The sequence below is a fragment of the Ruegeria sp. D6 genome, assembly GCF_056534365.1.
Genome location: NZ_JBQFPH010000002.1, coordinates 561,144 through 577,168 on the forward strand (window position 1 = coordinate 561,144; position 16,025 = coordinate 577,168).

The 16,025-nt window shown below is 57.0% G+C and carries 20 protein-coding genes; 7 read left to right on the forward strand and 13 right to left on the reverse strand.

From position 1 onward, the window contains the following. Positions 1-28: 28 nt before the first annotated feature. Genes ACR0A1_RS10205 through ACR0A1_RS10235 form a run of 7 tightly spaced genes read right to left on the reverse strand, consistent with a single transcriptional unit; the run spans position 29 to position 5,436 of the window. Positions 29-928 (reverse strand): lysophospholipid acyltransferase family protein, encoded by a 900-nt coding sequence (locus tag ACR0A1_RS10205; RefSeq protein WP_170392592.1) that lies wholly within the window; start codon positions 926-928, stop codon positions 29-31. A 34-nt stretch (positions 929-962) separates the two neighbouring features. Continuing rightward, the gene (locus ACR0A1_RS10210; protein WP_170392593.1) at positions 963-1,232 is read right to left on the reverse strand and encodes an HPr family phosphocarrier protein; all 270 of its coding nucleotides are present in this window, start codon (positions 1,230-1,232) and stop codon (positions 963-965) included. A gap of 16 nt (positions 1,233-1,248) precedes the next feature. After that, a complete protein-coding gene (locus ACR0A1_RS10215; protein ID WP_170392594.1) occupies positions 1,249-1,641 on the reverse strand; it encodes a PTS sugar transporter subunit IIA in 393 nt (130 codons plus the stop codon). Continuing rightward, positions 1,638-2,519 (reverse strand): RNase adapter RapZ, encoded by an 882-nt coding sequence (gene rapZ, locus ACR0A1_RS10220; RefSeq protein WP_480454360.1) that lies wholly within the window; start codon positions 2,517-2,519, stop codon positions 1,638-1,640. The genes ACR0A1_RS10215 and rapZ overlap by 4 nt, the downstream gene beginning before the upstream one ends. After that, on the reverse strand, positions 2,516-2,986 hold the full coding sequence (locus ACR0A1_RS10225; protein ID WP_480867347.1) for an HPr kinase/phosphorylase: 471 nt from the start codon (positions 2,984-2,986) through the stop codon (positions 2,516-2,518). Before ACR0A1_RS10225 ends, rapZ begins: the two co-directional genes overlap by 4 nt. 3 nt (positions 2,987-2,989) lie before the next feature. Beyond that, on the reverse strand, positions 2,990-4,699 hold the full coding sequence (locus ACR0A1_RS10230) for a sensor histidine kinase (RefSeq protein ID WP_170392597.1): 1,710 nt from the start codon (positions 4,697-4,699) through the stop codon (positions 2,990-2,992). Positions 4,700-4,731: 32 nt separating this feature from the next. Next, a complete protein-coding gene (locus ACR0A1_RS10235) occupies positions 4,732-5,436 on the reverse strand; it encodes a response regulator transcription factor (RefSeq protein ID WP_170392598.1) in 705 nt (234 codons plus the stop codon). Positions 5,437-5,780: 344 nt separating this feature from the next. On the opposite strand from ACR0A1_RS10235, the gene ACR0A1_RS10240 reads away from it, so the two are divergent. From ACR0A1_RS10240 to ACR0A1_RS10250, 3 genes are all read left to right on the forward strand, one after another. Continuing rightward, on the forward strand, positions 5,781-7,379 hold the full coding sequence (locus tag ACR0A1_RS10240) for a phosphoenolpyruvate carboxykinase (RefSeq protein ID WP_170392599.1): 1,599 nt from the start codon (positions 5,781-5,783) through the stop codon (positions 7,377-7,379). 322 nt (positions 7,380-7,701) lie between these two features. Then, positions 7,702-7,992: a hypothetical protein gene (locus ACR0A1_RS10245; RefSeq protein ID WP_170392600.1), complete on the forward strand. Its 291-nt coding sequence runs from the start codon at positions 7,702-7,704 to the stop codon at positions 7,990-7,992. 32 nt (positions 7,993-8,024) lie between these two features. Beyond that, on the forward strand, positions 8,025-8,567 hold the full coding sequence (locus ACR0A1_RS10250; protein ID WP_255611805.1) for a hypothetical protein: 543 nt from the start codon (positions 8,025-8,027) through the stop codon (positions 8,565-8,567). Here the strand turns inward: ACR0A1_RS10250 and ACR0A1_RS10255 are convergent. Further along, positions 8,564-9,328: a sulfite exporter TauE/SafE family protein gene (locus ACR0A1_RS10255; protein ID WP_170392601.1), complete on the reverse strand. Its 765-nt coding sequence runs from the start codon at positions 9,326-9,328 to the stop codon at positions 8,564-8,566. The two genes, ACR0A1_RS10250 and ACR0A1_RS10255, sit on opposite strands and share 4 nt — an antisense overlap. A 144-nt stretch (positions 9,329-9,472) precedes the next feature. On the opposite strand from ACR0A1_RS10255, the gene ACR0A1_RS10260 reads away from it, so the two are divergent. From ACR0A1_RS10260 to ACR0A1_RS10270, 3 genes are all read left to right on the forward strand, one after another. Then, positions 9,473-11,164, forward strand: a complete 1,692-nt coding sequence (locus tag ACR0A1_RS10260; RefSeq protein ID WP_480867349.1) for an acyl-CoA dehydrogenase family protein — start codon at positions 9,473-9,475, stop codon at positions 11,162-11,164. Between the two features lie 216 nt (positions 11,165-11,380). Beyond that, the gene (locus ACR0A1_RS10265) at positions 11,381-11,923 is read left to right on the forward strand and encodes a hypothetical protein (protein ID WP_223116928.1); all 543 of its coding nucleotides are present in this window, start codon (positions 11,381-11,383) and stop codon (positions 11,921-11,923) included. A 12-nt stretch (positions 11,924-11,935) separates the two neighbouring features. Beyond that, positions 11,936-12,328: an META domain-containing protein gene (locus ACR0A1_RS10270; RefSeq protein ID WP_170513456.1), complete on the forward strand. Its 393-nt coding sequence runs from the start codon at positions 11,936-11,938 to the stop codon at positions 12,326-12,328. Here ACR0A1_RS10270 and recO read toward each other — a convergent pair. Further along, positions 12,312-13,037 carry a DNA repair protein RecO gene (recO, locus tag ACR0A1_RS10275; protein ID WP_170392605.1) on the reverse strand — a complete coding sequence of 242 codons (726 nt, stop codon included), beginning with the start codon at positions 13,035-13,037 and terminating at the stop codon, positions 12,312-12,314. The genes ACR0A1_RS10270 and recO overlap by 17 nt on opposite strands. 168 nt (positions 13,038-13,205) lie before the next feature. On the opposite strand from recO, the gene ACR0A1_RS10280 reads away from it, so the two are divergent. Next, complete coding sequence (locus ACR0A1_RS10280; RefSeq protein WP_170402289.1) at positions 13,206-13,595, forward strand: VOC family protein; 390 nt, start codon at positions 13,206-13,208, stop codon at positions 13,593-13,595. A 9-nt stretch (positions 13,596-13,604) separates the two neighbouring features. Here ACR0A1_RS10280 and ACR0A1_RS10285 read toward each other — a convergent pair whose 3' ends face one another. The 4 genes from ACR0A1_RS10285 to ACR0A1_RS10300 all read right to left on the reverse strand — a co-directional run bounded on the left by ACR0A1_RS10285 (position 13,605) and on the right by ACR0A1_RS10300 (position 16,013). Continuing rightward, positions 13,605-13,928, reverse strand: a complete 324-nt coding sequence (locus ACR0A1_RS10285; RefSeq protein WP_170392607.1) for a SemiSWEET transporter — start codon at positions 13,926-13,928, stop codon at positions 13,605-13,607. Between the two features lie 110 nt (positions 13,929-14,038). Then, on the reverse strand, positions 14,039-14,368 hold the full coding sequence (locus ACR0A1_RS10290; protein ID WP_170402292.1) for a DUF1491 family protein: 330 nt from the start codon (positions 14,366-14,368) through the stop codon (positions 14,039-14,041). A gap of 55 nt (positions 14,369-14,423) precedes the next feature. Next, positions 14,424-15,332, reverse strand: coding sequence for a GTPase Era (era, locus tag ACR0A1_RS10295; protein WP_170392609.1), 909 nt, complete (start codon positions 15,330-15,332; stop codon positions 14,424-14,426). Between the two features lie 168 nt (positions 15,333-15,500). Further along, on the reverse strand, positions 15,501-16,013 hold the full coding sequence (locus ACR0A1_RS10300; RefSeq protein ID WP_480867353.1) for an N-acetyltransferase family protein: 513 nt from the start codon (positions 16,011-16,013) through the stop codon (positions 15,501-15,503). Between the last annotated feature and the right edge of the window lie 12 nt (positions 16,014-16,025).

Consider the following 16,025-nt stretch of genomic DNA (forward strand, 5'->3'; position numbering starts at 1 on the left):
GATATTTTTGGCCAGATGTAGGGGCAGATCAGGATTTGAGCGTCTTGCCCAGCGCCATGGTGTGATCACGAAGCCAGGCCATGAAACCGCGGGGGTCGCGTTCCAGCAGGTCCATGTCTTTATCCGAAATCGGGTCACCGATCACCGGCGACTGGGGCCTGTTGCAGGATCGGACGATTTCGTGCAGCAGTAGGCCCTGGCGCAGGATAGGCGATATCCGGTTGGCAATTTGATACCAGCGCGAGTTGCTGCCGGGGAAAAAGATCGGCACGACCTTGGCACCCGACCTACGGATCATCTTCGCGGTGAAGACATTCCACTCCCGCTCGATGGCTGGTCCGAACCAATCATCCGAAGACATCACAACACCTGACGGGAATAACGCGACAACGCCCCCATCTGCCAGATGTTTCATCGTCTTGCTGCGCATCTCAAGCATCTTGGCCTGCGCTTCAGGATCATGCGGGAACGGCACCGGGATCATGAATGAGGTCGCAGCTTCATCCAACCCAGTCAGGACTGAGCGGGTCAGGATGCGATAGTCACTGCGGACCCGGCCGATAAGTTCAGCGAAGATCATGCCATCAACCATGCCGTGCGGATGGTTCGCGACGACCACTACGGGGCCTTCTTTTGGAATGCGGGCGATCTGTTCGGCTGGGGTTGTCAGCTCGATACCCATGGTCTTGAGCGCACCGCCCCAGAACTTCTGACCTCGATAGCGTTCGTTCTGCTTCTCGAACTTGTTGACCATGCGCAAGATGGTCAGCTTGCCTGTGCACCATTCGATGGCGCGAATGGCCGTAGACGTCCAGGCATCGTCAAACGAGTTGGCGTAGGTCAGGGTTCTGCGGTCGTAGATTTCACCCTGATCGGTGTCGTGATCCACTACAGGACCTGTCTTGGTATCGTGCGTGGTTTCCGCCAATTGCCTTGTCTTTCCGTCCTTGGTGTCGTGGCTGTCAGAACCCTTCGCCGAACTTATCGTTCACCAATGTTTCCAAAGCCTCTGCCAACGCCTCAGCATCCGGGCCGGACGTCTCGACGTCAATAGTGCTTCCGCGCGACGCTGCCAACATCAAAAGGCCCATGATACTATCGCCCGAGGCAGAAAGCCCGTCTCGTGACACCTCGGCGCGCGCATCAAAGCCCTCGACCACCTCGACCAGCTTGGCAGAAGCGCGGGCGTGAAGGCCCTTTTCATTGATAATTTTCAAACTCTTGGTCGTCATATGAGTCTATCCGGTGTCAATCCAATGTCACATTTTGCGCATTGATGTACTTTCGTCCAGCTTCCAAAGCCAAACGCACGGCCTCGGCCAGTGGCAAGTGGCGACTTTTGGCCAGTTTGATCAGCATGGGAAGGTTGGCCCCGTAAAGGATTCGCCGGTCTTGTGGCGCACATGCGCGCAGGCTCAGATTCGAGGGGCTGCCGCCAAACAGATCGGTCACCACAACGACGCCATCGCCCATATCGACCTCGTCCGCCGCGCGGCAGATTTCAACTTGTTTCGCTTCGCGATCATGGTCGGCTTCTATCGGGATGGCCACCAGTCCGGGTTGCTTTCCAACCACATGCTGCGTGGCCGCAAGATACTCCTGAGCCAACCCACCATGTGCAACAATAACGATCCCGATCACTCCGGCCTCACATTCATCGCGCGTCGTTCCATTTCGCGATGCCTAATTGCCACCTGCTGCCCCCCTTCTGCAAGGGCCTTTGCAACTGCTTCAGCCACCGCGACCGAGCGGTGCTGCCCTCCGGTGCACCCAAATGCAACTGAAAGGTGCGCTTTGCCTTCCTCACGGAAGGCCGGAAGCAGTTCGATCAGCAGGTCGACCACCCGGTCAAAGAAGACGCCATAGTTTGCATCTGATTGAACATAGGCCGCCACATCCGAGTTTCGACCATCCGCATCCCGCAGTTCAGGCCGCCAGTATGGATTGGCCAGAAACCGGCAATCGAACACCATGTCCAAACCGCGCGGCAAGCCCCGCTTGTACGAGAAGGATTCGATCGACACCGCCAGATGCCGCCCGCCCTTTGGGGCGAACCAGCGTTCGACCTCTTCCCGCAGCTGATGCACATTCAACGCGCTGGTGTCGATCAGCGTGTCGGCAAACTCGCGAATTGGGGCTAACAGTTCCTTTTCCTGACAAATGCCGGTTTCCGGGCTGGCATCAGTCGCAACCGGGTGACGGCGGCGGGTCTCCGAGAAGCGACGCAGCAGCACCTCGTCCCGGCAATCCAGATAGAGGATCGTCAGGTCGACATTCTCCATCCGGCCCAGTTTGGCGGCAAGTTCGATAAACCCGGTGGTTGAAAAATCGCGGTTGCGCGCGTCGATACCCAAAGCCATAGGGCGCGCAGGCTCCGAATTGTCGACGAGGCGAGCCAGCAAACCCATCGGCAGGTTGTCAATCGCCTCGAACCCCAGATCTTCAAGCACATGAATTGCGGTCGATCGCCCTGCACCGGAAGGACCTGTTATCAGAACGACGCGCTGTTGTGCTGTCATGTATTCGGCCATTCCGGGGCTACGCGCCCCATTTTCACAAGTTGAATAAGTCCTGCAGCCAAATTGGGCACGCCAGCCCCCCGAAGCAAGGGAACAGTTTGCTTCAACACAAGAATTTCAGCGGGTTCAGGTAATCGCGCGGGCTCGGGTTGGTCCATATCCACAACAAATGCCAATCGGACCGGCCTCGCGGCTTCAGCTCGCAGTAACCCGATGCCGCGCGCTTCAATTAGGCCGCGGATCTGCGGAAGTCCAGCTGCCATCACGTGATCGGCCTGTCCAGTCAATTCGACCCGGTCATCCGCGACAAGCTGCGCCCCAAGCGCCATCATCTGTAGCGCCAAAGAAGATTTGCCCGTACCCGAGGCGCCAATGATCAATAAGCCCTTTTCCTGAACCGCAATACAGGTCCCATGAATGCAGGCCGACCCTTGATCCGCTATCTCAGAAAGTGGGGTGGTCCTCATAACCTAGACGGGAAGCCCGACAACAAACCGCGCACCTAGCGGGTCCGAGGTGATATCGGCCTCGGTTGGACGGATATTTTCTGCCCAGATCACACCACCATGCGCCTCGACGATTTGTTTCGAAATCGCCAATCCAAGGCCCGAATTGTTGCCGAAATGCTCTTCGGGGCGTTCGGAATAGAAACGCTTGAAGATCTTGGTCAGCGCCTGATCAGGAATGCCGGGACCGGTGTCTTCAACCACCACGAGCACGCGGTTGTCACGACGGCGGACCCAGACCCGGATGGCGTCTTTGTCCTCGCAGAACGAAATCGCATTGGTGATCAGGTTGACAAAGACCTGCGCCAGACGCGCCTCGAGCCCGTTGACCACGATGGGGTCCGAGGGAAGGTCTGTGATATATTCGATGCCTTTCGAACGGGCATCTTCACCCAGAAACTGACTGATATTGCCAAGCAGATTGAGCAGGTCAAAGGGCTGCTCTTCTTCTTTCACCAACTCCGCGTCCAGCCGCGATGCGTTCGAGATATCGCTGACCAGTCGATCCAATCGCCGCACATCATGCTCAATCACGCCCAATAGCTTTTCGCGCTGATCATCGCGTTTGACCATACGCATGGTGCCCACGGCGGATTGCAGGCTCGCCAGTGGGTTCTTGATCTCATGCGCGACATCGGCCGCAAATTGTTCGTTCGCGTCAATGCGGTTATAAAGCGCCGTGACCATCCCGCGCAAAGCCTGGCTCAGGCGGCCGATTTCATCCGGACGCGCACTGAGATCCGGGATGCGGATACGTCCGGGGTTCACTCCGGCTCCGCGGTCCTTGCCCATCTCGGCAGCGGCGGCCAGATCAGCAAGAGGATTGGCAATCGTTGAGGCCAAAACGAGGCTCAGACCGATCGAGACCAGCAGTGCCACCACAAACATCTGCAGGATCCGCTCTTGCTCCTTGCGGGCCAGCGCATCGATCTCGCCCGCCGGGCCCGCCATAGCAACGGCACCCACAGGCGTATCGTCCAATAGGATCGGGGCCACGGCGACAATCACCGTCTTGCCTTTATCGTCGTGCACGGCCTGTACTTGCAATCCGCCGTTCAGCGCCTGCGGGATCATTTCCTGCACCCGTTGCGCCAGCGTCGGAGCCTCGCTTTCGGAAGAACCGCTAAAGACCGCAGACACACCATTCCAAACCGCATTCAATGCGTCGCTGATCAAAGTGCTTCCAGTGGCGCTGTCGGCGTCCTGATGCAAAAGGCTGGGCAATTTGTCGGCCATGGACGCCCCGCGTGTCCAACCGATCAGAGTGCCCGTGCCGTCATAAACAAAAACCTCGCCGCCTTCGGGCAAGCTGAGACCCGCTAGCGTATCACGGACATCCAATGTGCCTGCACCATTGGCAGAGGGTTGACGCAGCTGGGTTTCAAAAACGTTGCTGACAAGTTGCGCATCACCGACCAGGTTCTGCGCGGTCTGTTGAACCCGTTCTTTTCGCGTGTCGTCCAGATACAGCAGCCCTGCCACCAAAATGACAAGGGCAATGAGGTTGAAGGTGATAATCCTGCGCGCCAGGGGCGAATAGCGCATCGAAAACAGGTTTCGTCGCGAACGCTTGGCCTGTAGCTCGGCAGCATCAGGGTCTTGGGGGATGACCCAGTCATCCCCAAGAACGACGTCTGCGTCGTGCACTTGGTTGGCTTGTTCAGTATCGCGCACGAGACCCCTTCGGCTTGATAAAACGGCCGCGCCTATTCTTCGTTATAACGATACCCGATACCGTACAGCGTTTCTATCGCCGAAAACTCGGGATCGGCGGCGCGCATCTTCTTACGCAGACGCTTGATATGGCTGTCAATGGTCCGGTCATCCACGTAGACCTGATCATCATAAGCCACATCCATCAGCTGATCGCGGCTTTTGACAAAGCCCGGACGTTGCGCCAAGGCCTGCAGCAGCAGAAACTCGGTAACTGTCAGCGAGACATCATTGCCTTTCCAGCTGACTGCGTGGCGCAGCGGATCCATCCGAAGCTCGCCCCGCTCCATCACTTTTGTATCGCCCGAGGCCGCGTTGGTCACATCACCATCGACCGCTTCCTGACGGCGCAACAAGGCGCGAATCCGTTCGACCAGTAGCCGCTGAGAGAATGGTTTTTTGACGTAGTCATCTGCACCCATGCGCAGACCCAGAACCTCGTCAATCTCGTCATCTTTGGAGGTCAGAAAAATCACGGGCATCTGGGTTTTCTGCCGCAGCCTTTGCAGAAGATCCATGCCGTCCATCCGCGGCATCTTGATATCCAGTACGGCCATGTCTGGCAGCTTTTTGTTGAAAGCGTCCAGCGCAGCCTGACCATCGTTGTATGTTTCGACCTCAAACCCTTCGGCTTCGAGTGTCATGGACACGGACGTCAGGATATTTCTGTCGTCGTCCACCAGTGCAATCTTTGACATCGGGTTCACCCCTATTCCTGCTCACTCGCGCAATAATACGCTTTTTTGTAAGGCATTGTTGGCGGTTTTGAGCCACCGAATCAACTCGTAACCTCGAATCGTGCCATTCTTGCGGCAGGTATGCGGCAAATTTGCCTTGCTGCGCCCAAATAGCTGCCTTGATTTACGGCAGACAAATCGTGATGGCGCTAAACCTCAACTTGGTTGCGCTAACTACCCCCAACCCTCCTGTTCATGTCCCAAAATACCGTGATAAGAGGCGCTTGACCGCCGGCTCTTTCCGGTATCCGCCCCAATGGTGCACCCGGCCCAAGGCCCTCGCGCCGCCACAGGAGAAGACACACATGACATCTGGACGGGTTAACCCGCAATTCCGCCTCGAAGATCAGGGCATCGAGGGTCTGGGCAATGTCTATTACAACTTCATGGAACCGGCGCTGATCGAAGAAGCGCTGAAGCGCGGCGAAGGCACCCTTGGCAATGGCGGCGCCTTTCTGGTCACCACCGGCAAATTCACTGGCCGCTCGCCCAAGGACAAGCATGTCGTCAAGACAGACAGTGTTGCTGACAGCATCTGGTGGGAAAACAACGCCGCCATGAGCCCTGAAGGTTTTGACGCGCTCTATGAAGATATGCTGACCCATATGAAAGGCCGCGACTACTTCGTGCAGGACCTCGTGGGTGGGGCTGACCCCAGCTACTCGATCAATGTGCGCATGGTAACCGAGCTGGCGTGGCACAACCTGTTCATCCGTCACCTGCTGCGCCGCCCGGATCGTGAGGATCTGGATGATTTCACGGCTGACTTTACTATCATCAACTGTCCCAGCTTCCAGGCGGACCCCAAAAAGCATGGCTGCCGCAGCGAAACGGTGATTGCACTGAACTTTGACCGCAAGCTGATCCTGATCGGCGGCACCGAATACGCCGGCGAGAACAAGAAGTCCGTCTTCACCCTGCTGAACTACATGCTGCCCGAAAAAGGCGTGATGCCGATGCACTGTTCGGCCAACCACGCGGTAGGCAACCCGGTCGACACTGCCGTATTCTTCGGCCTTTCCGGCACCGGCAAGACCACCCTGTCTGCTGACCCGTCGCGCACCCTGATCGGTGATGACGAACACGGTTGGTCGGATCGAGGCACCTTCAACTTTGAAGGTGGTTGCTATGCCAAGACCATCAACCTGAACGCCGAGGCCGAACCAGAAATCTACGCCACCACCTCGAAATTTGGCACCGTGATCGAGAACATGGTTTTTGATCCCGAGACCAAAGAGCTGGATTTCAACGACGACTCTCTGACTGCGAATATGCGCTGCGCCTACCCGTTGGAATACATCTCCAACGCGTCGAAAACTGCATTGGGCGGGCATCCTAAGAACATCATCATGTTGACCTGCGATGCGTTCGGCGTTTTGCCTCCGATCGCTCGGTTGACGCCTGCGCAGGCGATGTATCACTTCCTTTCCGGCTTTACCTCGAAGGTCGCCGGGACCGAACGTGGCGTGACCGAACCGCAGCCCACCTTCTCGACCTGCTTTGGCGCGCCCTTTATGCCACGCCGCCCCGAGGCTTATGGCAACCTTCTACGCGATAAGATTGCTCAGCATGGTGCGACCTGCTGGTTGGTCAACACCGGCTGGACTGGAGGTGCCTACGGCGTGGGCAGTCGCATGCCAATCAAGGCCACCCGCGCGCTGCTGACGGCTGCGCTGGAAGGATCACTGACTGATGCGGAATTCCGCAAGGACGCCAATTTCGGCTTCGATGTGCCGGTCTCTGTCCCTGGTGTGCCCGAGGTCTTGCTGGATCCGCGCCGCACCTGGGACGATCAGGAAGCGTTCGACAGACAGGCGGAAAAGCTGGTGCACATGTTCGCGGAAAACTTCGAGCAGTACCTGCCCTTCATCGACGAAGACATCAAAGCTGTCGCGATCGGTTGATCGAATTCAGGGGCCATCATGGCCCCTGACCCACCAAAGCTTACGCTTCGGCACCTTGTGTGCACACAGACAAGTTCATTGCGATAACGTGCAACATGCGCTATCGCAATTTACCCAAGACGCTTCGAAGCCCGGCGTCCTTTGGCAGCGGCTTCTGTTAAATTTGAACATCGGGCGATCCGGGCTAGCTTACTCACATCATGTCTCGGGCCGTTCAACAAGGTAATGATTATTTCTACACGGGGATGGGTGTCGGCGTGATGTGTTCAAAAGGTCAGCCTTTCGAACTGCCTCGGTCCGTCACGGAAACTATAGGCAAGTAATGACTGAAATCTCAAAACTCACCGAACTGCGCAAACTGATGCAAAGCATGGAGCGCACTCTTGGGCTGGAAGAACTCTCACCGGTTGAGCGCGACATCTACTATGCCGCCGAAGAACTGTCGAAAGATGATCGCGAAGTACGCACCTTTGGTCTGATCGAACACACGCTGGTCAAAAGCGTATCTCGCCCGACATTTTTCCGCGCGCTGAAATCTCTGGTTCAAAAGGGTTATCTGTCGCAAAGCGGTAGCGCCAATCGCGGACGGTATCTGGTTCATGCGCCCAGGTGATCGCCACCCCAGATCTGTAATCGGCTGACCTCGTGCGCAGATGGGCCTCTGAAACATTCTATGCCTCTTTGGCCTATGTCGCTGCATCGTTCCTAACATTCCAGGTGCTGATGCCGCTTCAGAACGTGTTTTTTCCCGCATACCCCAGCTATGCCAGCTTATTGTTCCTGCCGCACGGCGTGCGGGTTCTGTCGGCTTGGTTATTGGGATGGAGGGCGATATTCGCACTGTTGCCCGGCGTTGCCATCGTCTTTGCCCTTGTGGGCGGTTGGGATGTTCTTCTGCCCAGCAGATTGCTGGCGATCACTATCGCGGTCACCACAGTTCCAGCGGTTTTTTATGTCTGCAAGGCGTTGGGCTGGGATTTGTTTCCGCGCGTCGATCGGAAGCCATGCTGGCTGTGCGTGATGGGCGTTGGAATCATCACATCGGTATTGGTGTCCGTTCTCACCAACATGGCCTTCGGCAGCGCAACGGCCGAGTATATCGCCTATCTGATCGGTGATATCTCAGGTCTTTTTTTCCTAATGTTGGGCCTCTATTTCGCCTTTCGATTTGCTGAAAGACGCAATTAACCCAAAAGACCCCTGCGCAGCAGGTTCAGCCCTGCAATCAGCAGTACAAGCAGAGTGAGTTTACGGAACTGTGCCTGATCGATACGATCCTGCAGAAACTGACCCCCGCGCATTCCCACCAAGGCAGGGATAATCAGCAGCGCTGAGAACACCGCTGTGTCAGTCCTTAGAATACCCGAACCCAGATGCGCCACAATAAGCGCCACGGCGCCCAGACCGTATATCACGCCCTGTACCCGCATCTGATCCTTCTTCGGTGTATTCAAGGCTGTCAGATAGGCCACGGTTGGTGGTCCCCACACGCCCGAGATGCCGCCGACAGCACCGGCCACCGCACCCACCATAGCCTCAACCCGCATTGAGGGCGCTTGCAGCGTCAGTTTCAGCCCCAGTAGTTGCATCAGAGCGAAGAACGAAACTGGTGCGCCTAAGATCAGCAGAAATGCCTTGGGCGACAAGATGTTGATCAGCTGCGCGCTGGCCAATAGACAGACCAGTCCAACGCTCAGAAATACCTTGAACTTTCGAACTGACGCCGCCGCCGCAGGTAAACCTTCCCGCAAGGCCTGCACCCCATTGGTCACCAGCGTGGGCAAGATTAGACCTGCCAGCGCCAGCTCAGGCGGCAGCATCATGCTAAGACCAGAAACAAGCACCATTGGCATGGCAAAACCGACCATGCCTTTGACCCAGCCCGCGACGAAGGCAACGACCAAAGCCAGACAGAAATCCTGCGGCGACATAAGTGAAAACAGTCCCATCGACCCTTCATACCAGTCCAAAAAATTTCTGCACTGCAAAAGTCACTAAGCAATTTTTGAACTTTTTATGGATGATTTGCGTATTTTTGTTGCGCTGCATGTGCAGCATGATATGACCAGACAACCCAGCAGAGGACGTGATTCATGGCCCATGACGGACAGGATGTGACGAACATGACGCAGCCAGCGGTTTTGCCCGATCTTCTAACACTCAGCGCAGCCGCCCTGCCCGGCGTTCAAGCGGTGTTCGATAAGGCGGTCGAATCGGTTCGCGCGCAGGTGACTAGCGAAGGGCGCATATCGGGCGCACTGATCGAGGCCAATCAGACAGCCGCCCATGGGCTGGCTTGGCTGGCCACATACCACCAGTCGCTGCAGCAGATGCAGCGCTGGGCCGAGGCGCTTCAGGCCGAGGGAAAATTCGGCGAGATGGAGCAGCTTTTGCATCAGATCGCCTTTGGGGAATACTTGCATCAGATCGCCGGTGGTATTCCGATGAACCAGGGCGAGGTTGTACGTTTGCAGGATCTTGGCCTTGGCTGGGATGCTCTGTCGGGATTCCAATGCAGCGAAGTGCAGACACTGATGGCGCAAGCCAACTCTCAGGCCGCGCGCACGCGTCTGGTTGAGTTGATGCAGGACCAGTCCGGTGCCACCATGTTTGGTGCGTCTGGTCTGGACGAAGAACTGGAGATGATCCGAGACCAGTTTCGCCGCTATGCCGTTGAAAAGGTTGAGCCTAATGCCCATGAATGGCACCTGAAGGACGAACTGATCCCAATCGAGATTATCGAGGAACTGGCCGAGATGGGCGTGTTCGGTCTGACCATCCCCGAAGAATTCGGCGGGTTCGGCCTATCCAAAGCCTCAATGTGTGTGGTCTCGGAAGAGCTTTCGCGCGGGTACATCGGTGTGGGTTCTCTGGGCACACGGTCCGAAATCGCCGCAGAACTGATCATCGCGGGCGGTACGGATGAACAAAAGGCCAACTGGCTGCCAAAACTGGCCAGCGCCGAGATCCTGCCAACCGCTGTTTTCACTGAACCCAATACCGGATCGGATTTGGGCAGCCTGCGCACGCGGGCCGTCAAGGGTGAAGATGGTAACTATAAGATAACAGGAAATAAAACATGGATCACGCACGCGGCGCGCACCCATGTGATGACCTTGTTGGCGCGGACTAATCCCAACAGTACCGATCACCGTGGGCTGTCCATGTTCCTGGCTGAAAAGACACCTGGAACCGACGAGAACCCCTTCCCCACGCCCGGCATGACTGGTGGTGAGATTGAGGTGTTGGGTTATCGTGGCATGAAGGAATACGAGCTGGGATTTGACGGCTTCGAAGTGAAGGGCGAAAACCTGCTGGGCGGCGAAGAAGGCAAAGGTTTCAAGCAGTTAATGGAAACCTTCGAGTCTGCCCGCATCCAAACGGCTGCCCGCGCCATCGGCGTAGCGCAGAGTGCTTTGGACATTGCCATGCAATATGCACAAGACCGCAAGCAGTTCGGCAAATCTCTGATCAATTTCCCTCGCGTCTCGGGCAAGCTGGCGATGATGGCGGTCGAGATCATGATCGCGCGACAGCTAACTTATTATTCTGCTTGGGAAAAAGATCACGGTCAACGTTGCGACCTTGAGGCCGGGATGGCCAAGCTGCTGGGCGCTCGAGTTGCTTGGGCTGCGGCGGATAACGGGCTGCAGATTCATGGCGGCAACGGCTTCGCTCTGGAATACAAAATTAGCCGCGTGCTTTGTGACGCGCGCATCCTAAATATCTTTGAAGGCGCCGCAGAAATACAGGCGCAAGTCATCGCGCGTCGATTGCTGGGCTGACGCCCGAAGCGACGCGGTTTCCCCAACTGAACCCGGCCTTGCGCCGGGTTTTCTTTTTCTTCTGTGTTGTACGGGCCTTCAGGCCTATTTCTTCCGAGTTGTACAACTCGGTTTCAGGGCTTAATGGGCGAAACTTCCCCCTCGGATCGAGCGCAGAAATCGGGTAAAGGGCGTCAACCAAACCCAGCGCCCAAGCTGGCCAGAGGAGAATCGAGCGTGAAGATCATCATCGCAGTTTTGGCCACCTGCATGGCCCTTGCCGGATGCGCCATGGCACCAAACACCGGGCCCGATGATGTGGACCAGTTGGCACAAGCGATCCAGCAGCTTGACCCCAAGGTTGACCCTGCCGAGGCGCGGCGTGCAGCCGAGATATCTTATGCCTATTCCAATCAACTGAAACAGGACTGGAACGTCACCGATCCAGCCATCATCCACAACGCAAAGGTCATCAACGGATTTCGCGAAAAAGGTCTGTGCAATGATTGGGCGCAGGCCATGACCACGCGTTTGAAGCAAGAGAACTTTCGCACTCTGGATTTGCACTGGGCCACGTCGCCTCCAACTGCGTTCCGGATCATCCACCATTCGGCTCTGATCAGCGCTAAGGGAGATTCAATGTATGAAGGCATCATCCTTGACCCGTGGCGCAACAGCGGGGTGCTTTATTGGGATCAGGTGCGCGAGGACATCAAATACAACTGGCGCCCCCGCCTTGAAGTGCGCGAAGAGTTAATCAGCGGTGTGAACCCCTACTGACAGGATATTGCGATGTTACGTCTGGCCTTGTTCCTGCCCCTTTTAACCCTGTTCCAATGCGACAAGGATGAGACTGTCGCCGCCTATGGTGCAGCGGATCAGACATGGGCTTTGCAAGAGATCGACGGGCAGCCTTTTGAGGCCAGCACCCTTTTGCGATTCCCCGAAGAGGGTAGGATTGAGGGCAATGCCCCGTGCAACACCTATTCAGGTACACTGAATGCACCCTACCCGTGGTTTGAGATCACCGATCTTGTCGCCACCCGCGCGGCTTGCGCAGGGCTTGAAGCCGAGGGGTTTTATTTCGCCGCACTGATGGCGATGACCCAGTCCGAGGTGTCCGGCGATGTGCTGATCCTGCGCAATGAGGACGGGCACGAAATGGTGTTCAAAGCCGCCGAGTAAACTGCGCCACAAATCGCGCGCGTGCGTCCGGCAACGGCGTATGACCCAGCGACGGAGCCAGATGGTTTTCCAGAAAATACCCGGTTGTGCGTAAGGCTTCAGCAATCTCGGTATCCGGAGCCGCGCCTTCGCCGCGCAGGCAGGGGGGCAAAGGCAGCAGCTTATCGGCCCAGTCCCCTGCCCCCGCCGCACTGACCGCGCGGCCGGTTTTCGGAGAGACATAGACCAACCCCTCGGTCGCCCCTGTCACTGCGCAGGCCGAAAGATCCAAGCCAAAGCCCAGCTCTTCCAGCAGCGCCAGTTCCCAGCGCAGATAGGCCAGTGGCCAGACCTCATCCTGACCCAGCAGGTCCATCAACTGTTCTGTTTGCTGATAGATCGCCGGATGAGGCTCGCGTTCGGGCAGGCAAAAGGACAGCAGCGCCACCACCGCATTTAATCCGGCGAGCGCCAGCCGCCCTGAAAACGCCGCTGCAGCGCGCGAACGCAGGGGTTCGACCTGAAAGGTGCCAAGATGTTCTTCGAGCCGCGCGCGCCAAAGCACGTCCAGTTGCGCGCCGGGTTGCAGGATCGGGGCGATCTTGCGGCTGGTGCCACCGCGCACAATTCCGGCGTGACGACCATGGGCTTCGGTAAAGACCTCGATGATCGCCGCTGTCTCACCATGACGGCGAGAAGTCAGAAGAATGCCGTGATCACGCCAGTCCAAGTTTGGCCTCGTCAGGTCACCAGATATATACGCAGGAAATCTTATGGCCGTTGCAGGTTCAAGGTAGAAACGCGTTAGGTTGACCCTGTGGAACACCAAAAACACGTTGCGTGATATCTGTTCACTCAATAGTGTTCACTTTATGTTCTGCACGGAGGAATTTAAGAAATGTCACTTAACTATGTCATGATCGGTTCAAATGATGTCGTCAAAGCGAGAAGCTTTTACGATGCGGTTGTACCCAAAATCGGCGGCAAGGTTATTGCTGAATATATGCCCCACGCTGTTTGTTACGAGCTGCGGGGCGGTGGGTCCATGTGGGTCGCGACGCCCTTTGACAAAGAGGCCGCGACGGTTGGAAACGGTAACATGGTTGGCTTGCTTTGCGAAAGTGAAGCGGAAGTTCGCGAGGTGCATGCGGAGGCTCTTGCCAATGGCGGAACAAATGAAGGTGACCCCGGAGATCGACCTCAATATGGCCCGAACTTCTATGGCGCTTATGCGCGCGATCCTGATGGCAACAAGATGAGCTTTGTCTATTTTAGCGATGCAGGCTGATCGCGCGCCCTAGAACGTCATACCTGCGTGAATCAGAATGCCGATAACCATCAGCAGGTTCAGCACCATTGAGATACCGTTGCCCACATAGATGGGCAACTTGCCCACCACCAGCCCATAGGCGAACCACAAAAACGACAGCCCAGCATACAGAGACCAGGACAGCAGCGACTGTCCGGTCGCGTGTTCGGAGTGGGTGAAATAAAGCTTAATCAGTTGTGGAAGCGTGGCGAAGGGGCCAACGACGCCGATGAAGACCATGAACCCCTCGAACCGCTGCATCCAGTGACCGAGATTTGAGTTTTCCAGTTTCTGGGCAAGCGTTTCAGCCACTCAACCCCCTCCTGTTCCTGCGGCCCCCGGAAGATTGGGCCGTTTCATTCAGCCGGTTGCAAAGCAAAATAGTCGCTTTGCGCCGTACGTCCAAGATCATTTGGCGCGGGTTAGTCCAGACCTTCTTCACCCAGCAGGTGCCTGCCTTGGCGGTCTTCCACCTCGATCACCCAAAGGTCGGGGTCAAAACTGCGTTGGCGGGTGATGGCGGCATCTACGTCTGCCTCTTCGCCGGATGAGAGCTCCACCCATTTGCGCTCGCCGCTCATCAGATCAAAACTGCGCTGAAAGGCTGCGGCCCGCCCGTTGAGTGTGTTGAGTTTGATAAGCACCGCCCCAGCGGTGTCATCCCCATGCGCCACAACAAAAGCCGGTATTTCCTGAAACCGCAGCCGCGCCAGATAGGCATGCACCCAGAATTCAGCCGTCAGCCGGGTCATGGTTCTGACCTTTCCGTAGGGGTTGAGAATTTTCGACGAAAATTCTTGGCCCGGGTCATGCGTTGCCGTCTTTGAAATCCAGACCCATTTCCGAGTAGCGCTCGGACTCCTCCAGCCAGTTTGGCCGGACTTTCACCTGCAAGAACAGGTGAATCTTGCGGTCCAAAAACTCTTCCAGCTCGGCACGCGCCGCCTGACTGACGGCCTTTATGGTCTCACCACGTTTGCCCAGCACAATCCCTTTGTGGCCATCGCGCATGACATAGATGACCTGATCGATCTTAGCGGAGCCGTCTTTGCGCTCTTCCCAGTTCTCGGTCTCGACGGTCAGCTGATAGGGCAGTTCCTGATGCAGGCGCAGTGTCAGTTTCTCGCGGGTCATCTCGGCGGCGATCATGCGCAGGGGCAGATCGGCGATCTGATCTTCGGGGTAGAGCCACGGTCCTTCGGGCAGTTCCGAGGCGAGCCATTTGCGCAGGTCGTCGACACCATGGCCTTTTTCGGCCGAGATCATGAAGGTCTCGGCAAAGGGATAACGCGCATTCAGGTCACTGGTCAGCGCCAGCAGCTTTTCCGAGGGCACCTTGTCGATCTTGTTGATCGCAAGTGCGATGGTGCGGCCCTGTCCGATCTCTTCCAGGCCTTCGAGGATGCGTTCGACACCTTCGGTGATACCGCGATGCGCCTCGATCATCAGCACGACCACATCCGCATCTGCAGCCCCGCCCCAAGCGGCGGCTACCATGGCACGGTCCAGACGGCGGCGCGGTTTGAAGAGGCCCGGCGTGTCCACAAAGACCAGTTGCGCATCGCCCTCCATCGCCACGCCACGGATACGAGCACGGGTGGTTTGCACCTTATGCGTCACGATCGAGACCTTGGCTCCGACCATGCGGTTCAGAAGGGTGGATTTGCCTGCGTTGGGCTCTCCGATCAGGGCGATAAATCCGGCGCGTGTGCTCATGTGTCCTGCGATCCTGTTTGCAAGTGCGCACCCCTATAGCAGAATGCGCGGACGGGCCAGAGGGATTTGTCGCATCGCGGATATCTGTGAGCGAAGGCCAGTCTGCGGCCCATAGGGCGACGCTGCCCGGTCGGCCGGTGCCGGCATTGGCCGGGCTTGATCGCGCGATCAGGTTGTAGTGTTCAACGCCAGAACTTGGTTCGGATAGGCTTGGTCCCCGATCCGAAAATCTGTGACTCCGACCTGCCGGAACCCTTTGGCTAGATAGAAGTCGATTGCGGGCGTGTTCTCGGAATTGGTTGTCAGCCAAATCGACGGGCGCCCTTTTTCATGCATGTAGTCGACCGCGACGTCCAGCAGCGCTGAGCCGATGCCTTTACCTTGATGGCGGTGCTGGACGTAGAACGTCACGATTTCTAGGTCAGAAAGCCCGTCCACAGGTGCGGCGCGACTTTCCGCAAGCCGAATATAGCCGTCGATCCCGTCTTCGTTTTCAGAAACCATCAAGAGATCTTGGCCGTCGTCCAATATGGCTTCGAACCGGGCGGTCGTGAACTCGGACAGAGCGAACTCGGCAAAGAAGGCGTTCACACCTCGCTTTAGATAGGTTCCGATCCAGACCTCAATCGACAGGGCCGCAAGGCTGGCGGCGTCGGTTTTTTGGGCGGGTCTGATCTTCATGATCTGGCCGCA